Source organism: Pedobacter sp. 10L46_2, assembly GCF_056395165.1.
This window is the reverse complement of record NZ_JBFTIZ010000315.1, coordinates 1-7317: the sequence shown is the minus strand read 5'-3', so window position 1 is coordinate 7317 and position 7317 is coordinate 1. Positions and strand designations below refer to the sequence as shown.

General features: G+C 38.2%; 6 protein-coding genes and 2 pseudogenes. 2 read left to right on the top strand and 6 right to left on the bottom strand.

Annotated elements, in window-relative coordinates:
- A pseudogene (locus tag AC1DDX_RS23550) lies at window positions 1–230 on the top strand (hypothetical protein); the annotation flags it as partial.
- Between the two features lies 1 nt (window position 231).
- Here the strand turns inward: AC1DDX_RS23550 and AC1DDX_RS23545 are convergent.
- The 5 genes from AC1DDX_RS23545 to AC1DDX_RS23525 all read right to left on the bottom strand — a co-directional run bounded on the left by AC1DDX_RS23545 (window position 232) and on the right by AC1DDX_RS23525 (window position 6436).
- Window positions 232–792, bottom strand: coding sequence for a DUF3050 domain-containing protein (locus AC1DDX_RS23545; RefSeq protein ID WP_477622691.1), 561 nt, complete (start codon window positions 790–792; stop codon window positions 232–234).
- A 36-nt stretch (window positions 793–828) separates the two neighbouring features.
- A complete protein-coding gene (locus AC1DDX_RS23540; RefSeq protein ID WP_172660342.1) occupies window positions 829–1518 on the bottom strand; it encodes an SIP domain-containing protein in 690 nt (229 codons plus the stop codon).
- 76 nt (window positions 1519–1594) lie between these two features.
- Window positions 1595–2443, bottom strand: a complete 849-nt coding sequence (locus tag AC1DDX_RS23535) for a helix-turn-helix domain-containing protein (protein ID WP_172660343.1) — start codon at window positions 2441–2443, stop codon at window positions 1595–1597.
- Window positions 2440–3456 (bottom strand): MFS transporter, encoded by a 1017-nt coding sequence (locus tag AC1DDX_RS23530; RefSeq protein WP_477622690.1) that lies wholly within the window; start codon window positions 3454–3456, stop codon window positions 2440–2442. Before AC1DDX_RS23530 ends, AC1DDX_RS23535 begins: the two co-directional genes overlap by 4 nt.
- Window positions 3457–3559: 103 nt before the next feature.
- On the bottom strand, window positions 3560–6436 hold the full coding sequence (locus AC1DDX_RS23525) for a tetratricopeptide repeat protein (RefSeq protein WP_337717946.1): 2877 nt from the start codon (window positions 6434–6436) through the stop codon (window positions 3560–3562).
- A 224-nt stretch (window positions 6437–6660) separates the two neighbouring features.
- Between AC1DDX_RS23525 and AC1DDX_RS23520 the strand changes: the two genes are divergently transcribed.
- On the top strand, window positions 6661–7065 hold the full coding sequence (locus AC1DDX_RS23520) for a YtxH domain-containing protein (protein ID WP_172660346.1): 405 nt from the start codon (window positions 6661–6663) through the stop codon (window positions 7063–7065).
- Between the two features lies 1 nt (window position 7066).
- Here the strand turns inward: AC1DDX_RS23520 and AC1DDX_RS23515 are convergent.
- Window positions 7067–7317, bottom strand: a pseudogene (locus tag AC1DDX_RS23515) (MFS transporter); the annotation flags it as partial.

The window sequence follows — 7317 nt, the reverse complement described above, 5'->3', positions numbered from 1 at the left end:
TGATTACGCAGGATGAGCAACGTTCTATAGATTACTTTTTTACCAATTATGGTAAGCCATTACAGGCACTAAAGAATGTTACGATACTACAAGATCGCGATCATGTGTTTATTCCCTTGTTTCACCCTAAACAATATCCATCGCTATACCTTTACGATACAGCTAAAAAACTGACGTTTTATTCAAGCAATGAAAAGGATTTACCAAAATTCTTTGATCTGATGAAATAATTTATGCTGTTGTAGTGGCGAATACAATTTTGTTGTAAGCGCCATCCCATAGTTCAATCCGCTTTTTAAGCGATTCTATTGTAGCTTGTTCTGCGGCCTTCCAGTATTCATCGCTATTACCGCATAGATCTGAAGTCATTTCTAGCGCAAGGTGACTATGATGATCTCCATCCACCTCGATGTGCCTATCCAGATAGTACTTAAATAAAGAGATCTGATCAGGGAATTTCTTGTTCAGGTCGTTTACTATAGTCAGCATTTCAAAGTGACTTTTCCTTTCACCATTACTATCCACATCAGATTCTTCTCCGGCAACGATCTCATTAATTAAATACCTGTTGTTTGCCGATCCAACCGGAAACCAGGGAATAGTGGTACAGGTAAGGTTAATTTGAAGCGATTTTAACAGCGACATGAAATCCCAAACTGCGTACACATGGTATTGCATAAAGATCCTCAGATCTTCAAGATCATTGATAACTGAATAAACTTTATGATTGATTATCTGCTGCCTTAATGGCTCTATTTCGTTTTGGATTCTTTCCAGCGGTGCACTACTCATTATTCCTTCTTTATTCCTGATGGCAAAGATAAAATTTTACCACCAAAAACCCTGAACTTTAACACGTCCATTAAAACCTGGTAATGCTTTAATTATTTTTCTGAGCTCAACAACCATAGGAACATTGCCGGCTAAGTATACCGCGCCACCATCAAGATTTTGTTCCTGTAACCATTCCTGCAAATTATTGATATTGCTACTCACTTTTTGAGGGATAGCCTCCAATGTAGAATCGAAGTACGACATAAATGCTTTACGGTGTTCTTCTTCCTTGATTACTACAGCTCCAGATACATTTCCCTTACCAGCCAATTGCTCTAAAGCCAAAAAATGCCCTATTGCAGAACTATCGCCAAGGCAGGTTAACGAAGCAGAAGGAACTGGCTTTGTAAAAGTACTTGAAATTCCAAGATACATTATCTCGTCCTTTGGTTTTAAGCTGGCAGCCCATTTACTTCCGCTACCGTCGTGTGCTGCATCAACATACAATGTACAGGTTTGTGTATCCTCATCCCAATGCGCAGGTGTATAGTCTCTGTAAACCCCATCGGAAACCTTACATTTCATGTGCTGTACGCTTTGCCACTTGCTCATATCTACCCCTGGCAAGTGCAGATCTATTTCATAAAACGTTGAAGGATTCCATGCACGAACATCCAGAACATGTCCTGTTTTGCCAAATTGTTTTTCAAATATTACAAGCGCCTTTCTTTTTATTAAATTCATAATTCCTTGTTTTGATGTTACAAAACAACATTAAAAACGTTCACTTTGCAATGAAGAAAGAAAGGTAAGTATTGGACTATTTGCGGTATATAGCCCTAAAGGCTCCGGCAGAAGTGCCGGCAAACTTAGTAAACAATCTGGAAAAATAAGTATGATCTGAGAATCCCAATTCAAATGAGATTTCTTTTACCGTTAGATCGGTATAATATAGCAACCGCTTTGCTTCGAGTACAATCTCATTATGAATCCAGTAACTAACCGGAAAGCCTGTGAGCCCTTTAACCACTTCATTTAAATAAGTAAGGGAAATATTTAATTTCTCTGCGTATTCAGAAGGGCCTTTAATCGTTTTAAAATTTGCCAGCAGCAAACTCCTGAATTGACTATTGATTTGCACCGGTCTGGTATTTTGCTTTTGCCCAAATTGAGTTTGTGAAAGATAAGCTTCGGCAACCATACCGATATAAGATTGTGCAAGAGAATGGGCTATTGCCCTGCTCAACGGCTCTTCAATAAGCAAAAACCTTTCATGAAGCAATTTCAGGCATTGCTTAAATTTTTCTGCTTTAGCATCATCCAGTGATATGGGTCCATTGCTTATAATGTACTGTTCAAAAACAGTTCTGTACTCTTCATTAACCAATAGGGTATCAATTGCCAAAAACCAACCCGAAACATTTTTACTATTTATGCTGTGATGCACCTGCCCTGGTAGTACATATAGTATGGCACGGTCATTAACCAAAAGAGACTTAAAATCAAGCATGAAATTGCTTTCTCCCTTTTCCTGATATAAAAAAATATAATGATCGTCGCGGTGTGCGCTTAAAATCGAAGCACGTTCTTGAACGTTGTCAAAATAAATAACCTCCATTCCCGCCGAAGAGCGCTCATAGAGTTTATGGACTGGGATAATGTCTTTCACGACACTAAGATGTTAAAGCTGGCCTGACTAACAGAAGCAGCGAGCATTTCTGAACCTTTGGCAGTATTGATCATCAGCATCTGAATTGGTGATGCCGCTGCAAAAGCAATTGCACCAGTCACAAATGTCATTATTACAGCTAACACCTGGTTTCCTGATACATAATGTACAATTAAAAGGCTAATTGACATTGCAATCAGTAAGGTTATAGTTGCCTTTGCAGGCGATATTTTATCAGCCAGTTTACCTCCAATAAAGTTACCTACCAACATCCCTAATCCTGCTACAACCAAGATATACGTGATTGAATTGGCAGAGAATCCTGAAACTTCGGTAAGCAATGGAGCAATGTAGCTATACCACGAAAATAACCCACCTGTACCAATTGCAATCATTAAAATGATTAACCATGATTCAGGAAGTTTAAAGAAGTTAAGCTCTTTACCCAAATCACGATTTTTAGTAGCTGGAAGTGCTGGCATCCATGATTTTAAACTCAATAAAGTAACTATACCTACAATAACAATGATTACAAAAGTGTACCTCCATGAGTAGTTATGGCCAATATAAGTACCCAGAGGCACCCCTATTACGTTTGCTATAGTTAATCCGGCAAACATTAACGACACAGATTGCGCTTCCTTACCCTTTTCTGCTATTCTGCTTGCTACCACAGAACCTACTCCAAAGAATGCTCCGTGTGGTAAACCTGCCAGCAAACGAGCGGCAAACATGGTATTATAGTCTGGTGCAAATGCCGAAAAGGCATTAAAACCTGTAAACATGAGCATTAAAACCATTAGTATTTTTTTGGGAGGATAGCTCCCCGCAATAACTACTAATAAAGGTGCGCCAATTACAACTCCTAAAGCATAAGCAGAAATAAGATGCCCGGCCTGAGGGATGGTAATATGTAAATCTTTCGCGATGTCTGGCAATAGGCCCATCATCACAAATTCTGTGATCCCGATTCCAAGGCCTCCAAGGGTTAAAGCAAGCAAACTTTTCTTCATAATCTACTATAGGTTAGTGTAAAAAATACACACTACAAAAGTAGATAATAAAATAGGTTAATTAGTCTATTTTTAGTAAAAAAATTTCACCTTTAATTTTGACTTACCTAAGGTTATTTTTTTTCATTTTTAACTGTAACTCACTGATCCTCTTAACTTGTTTTTTAGCTTTAGCGTAATCAATTAATTCTTGATAGGCAGCAAAATGATATGGGTTTAATTGAATTGCCTTTTCATACAACGCCATACTTTCCGTTTTGCGGCGATTAGCTTGCAGCAATTTTGCAGAAGTGTATAAATAATCTGAAGCATAAATATTGTCACCAGATCTGTTAGCCTTTTTTAATAGCTCTGATGCCTTTATTTTATAGCCTTTTTGAACCAACAGCCTTATGTACCTTAACTGATCAGGCCCTTTTACATATAACTTACCCGATAAAAATGGTTGCAAATAAAAATCAGTACTATCCTTGTATTTCAATTCATTGTAGAATTCTGCTATCCTTAAATTATAATCTGGTCTTCCATTTCCTGAAGCGGTCAAAATCCTTTGGGCTTCTTTTAATGTAGCAATAGCTGGTTTGTATTGCTTGTTTTCGGCCAAAGCATCGGCGTACATATTTCTAAGTTCAAAATTCTGAGGTTTCTGCTCAACCAGCTTTTTCAAAACAGCAACTTGCTGTGTATCACCCAACGTTGCCCTTAAAAATGCAGAAAATGCAATAGCATCATCTATTCTATCTCTTAAATAGGTAGACACCGTGGCTCCTGTTTTAATATACAGATCGGCCGCCTCAATCGCTTCTTTTAACTTAGCGTTTTTCCTGTACATCTCCCTAAGCAACAAATTATCCTTTGCCAGCTCCTGATAATCGTCTTCAAGAGTAATAGATTGCTGCAAATAACCTGCCTGCTGTTTAACAGATTCTTCCTGATTGATTTGTCGTGCAGCATATTTAGCTGCAACCAGATCTGCATACATTGCATAAATAGGTGCATAAACGATATCAATACTTTTAGCTTTTACCAGCCATTGCTCAGCTCCGCTAAAATCTTTGTTATAGATTTTGAGGTGGGCAATACTAAGAAATGCCGGAAGATACTTAGCATCATAAGTCAAAGCTGTATCCAGATAGGCCACTGCAAGTTTTGAATTACCTGCCCGACTTGCCAGGTTCACATAAACCTCAGCCCAATTGCTGGCCATAGCTTTTTTATCGCCAGCCAAATAGGCCTTTTCCTTTGAAACCAATTTATCCAGAAAACTATACATATCAGGATCCTTTGATTTTAAATCGGCGCTTGTATTCATAGATTTAAAATCAAGTGGGTGTACTTTTACTGGCTCAAAATACGCCGGATAAGTCTGCGCAAAATACTCGCTTTCATTGTTTTGGGAGTAATAATCGAGCGTACGCTTTTGTTTCATCGCATCGTAGTATAGCGCTCTTATTTTCCTGTTTTCAGCATCGGTTAATACGGCCCCATGAAACAAATGCACATACTCATGCAACACCACATTTCGCTCCATAAAAGCCCCACGCTCTACATATTCTATCCCTGCGGCTCCACTCCCTACGCCTCTTATATCCATCCACTGCCTGTTATCAAATGTAGTCATGTACCTAAAAGCCGGAGCGTCCATAGTAACCGCTAAATCCTGATGCAATGGAGGTATTTTAAAAGTATTGCCTTGTTTAGATAAAAAAGGAAAGTAAACTACTGATGAATATAGCTGGTTCCAAACCATTGCTTTTGCAGTTTCTCCCGGATAATAGCTTACATCAGAAAACACTTTGGTAAAATTCTTCATATCCCTGATTTTGGTATTATCCAGCGCTTTAGTGATGGCGTCGAAGGCATCAAGATATGGAATCCTTTTCGATTTAATAACTGCCGACAAGCCATTGTGGGCCGGACCATAGTGCTTTTTTCTAAGCAAAATAGATTTAAAAATATGCTCGGCAGAGTCGAGCCGCATGCCTCTATCCAGATCAAATGCGCTATAATAAATCGATGCCCTGTGCATTAACGGCAAAACAGAATTGCTGTATTGATTTTCTACCGCCCTGGTAATCTCTATTGCGCCTTGCACATCATTGCTTTTTATTCGCTGATCGGCCCTTAAAAGTGCTTTTCTCACCTCTTCATCATTGGCTTCTGCATAATCTGCATAGGTTAAATTGGTATGCCCATTGCCCCAATGCCAGTGAGTTTGATAATGAAGGGGATTAATTGCCAGTGCCAGTTCCCACTGGGCAGCCATGGCATTTAACTGTGTTGCATCTACCCTTCTCCATATTGCATAACCGTAACTGAATCTTGCATCTGCATTGAAAGGATCCAATTCAAGTGATTTAATTAATGGTTGTTCGGCCTTTTCAGGATGTTGATCCCAAAAATAAACATCGGCTTCCAACAGATAGGCTTTAGCACTTTTTGGATTTCTCTGCTGTATCTCTTTTGCAATCTGCAAAGCCGTTTCGTATTCCTTTTTAAGCAGCTTAACCCTGCCAAGTAAAAGTGCTGCATCTTCGCTATCCGGATTACTTTGAAGCACTTGCTTTGCTGTATTTTCAGCCTTTAATAAGCGCCATGCCTGTATCTCCAAAAAGCCTTTTATGAGGAGCGCTTTTTCATTTTTCCGTTCTTGTTTTAGTACCTGAAACATTATAATTTCAGCCTCTTTGTATTTATTATTTAAGATTAAGTAATTACATTTAAGTAACTGGTAATCTATGCTATTATGACTTGAATATTTAATCAAACTATCAGCTGTTTCCCACATTCCAAGCTCAAGCATACGACTAATTACAGGCACCGCATCCGTAGCAGTTTTCGCCTGCAAAACAAGTTGCTTCTTAAGTTTTATCAACTCCGTAAAAACTTGTTCTGTACTATCGGGATTAATAGACTGAGACCTGATTGCACCTATATTAATGACAAGGAATAAAATCAGGGAGAAACAGAATCTTTTCATATTTATCCTAAATATAATAAATTACTAGATAGGGTGCTTTTAAAGCGACTGTGGTAATATAATGCGAATCGTCATCCTGAACTTGTTTCAGGATCTCTCAAGAGAAAGGAAACCTTGCTGGCGCGAGATGCTGAAATAAATTCAGCATGACGGAAGCTTTAAGGCAAAAAGCTTAAAACAATCTGGTACGAAATGTGTTAGTGATTAAGTAAAAAACATCTATTATGAATTATAAAAAATTAATATCTAGCCGTTTGTCCAATTTCCCGACTATGCCAACTGACAAATCTGGAGCAATAGTTGGATTATTAGCTGGTTTAGCGGTAGGTGCTGTTATAGGAGTACTATTTGCTCCTGACAGTGGAAAAAGAACAAGAGAAAGAATATCTGATAAAGCGCTAGACCTTGCAGATAATGTAAAAGATGGTTTCCATTCCATTAAGGATAATATCAATAATGGAAAACAAAGTCTTGGAGGACTAAAAAATCAGGTTGTAGACAACGTTAAGACTAAGGTGAACTCAGTATCTCAAGAGTTTAAAGAATTTAGAGATACTGAATTAGAAAAAGCGAAATCAGCAATCAAAAACACTGCTGATGATGCAAATGACGCCATTCAAAAGGCTTAATTTATGGTTTAATATCTAGAGCTATCCTTTGGTGTTTAAAAAACATTTTGGTAATGGGAACTAATAATAGTCCACATAATCCGAAGATTACAAAGGATACTCTTAAATTAAACGCATGAGCCAGATATCCAATTAATGGAGGTCCTAACAGCATTCCGGTTATCGAATAAGTAGCTATAATGGATATGGCCATCCCCGGTGAGTACTTCTTTGAAGCACCTGCCAGCGCATACGACATTGGTATTATTGACG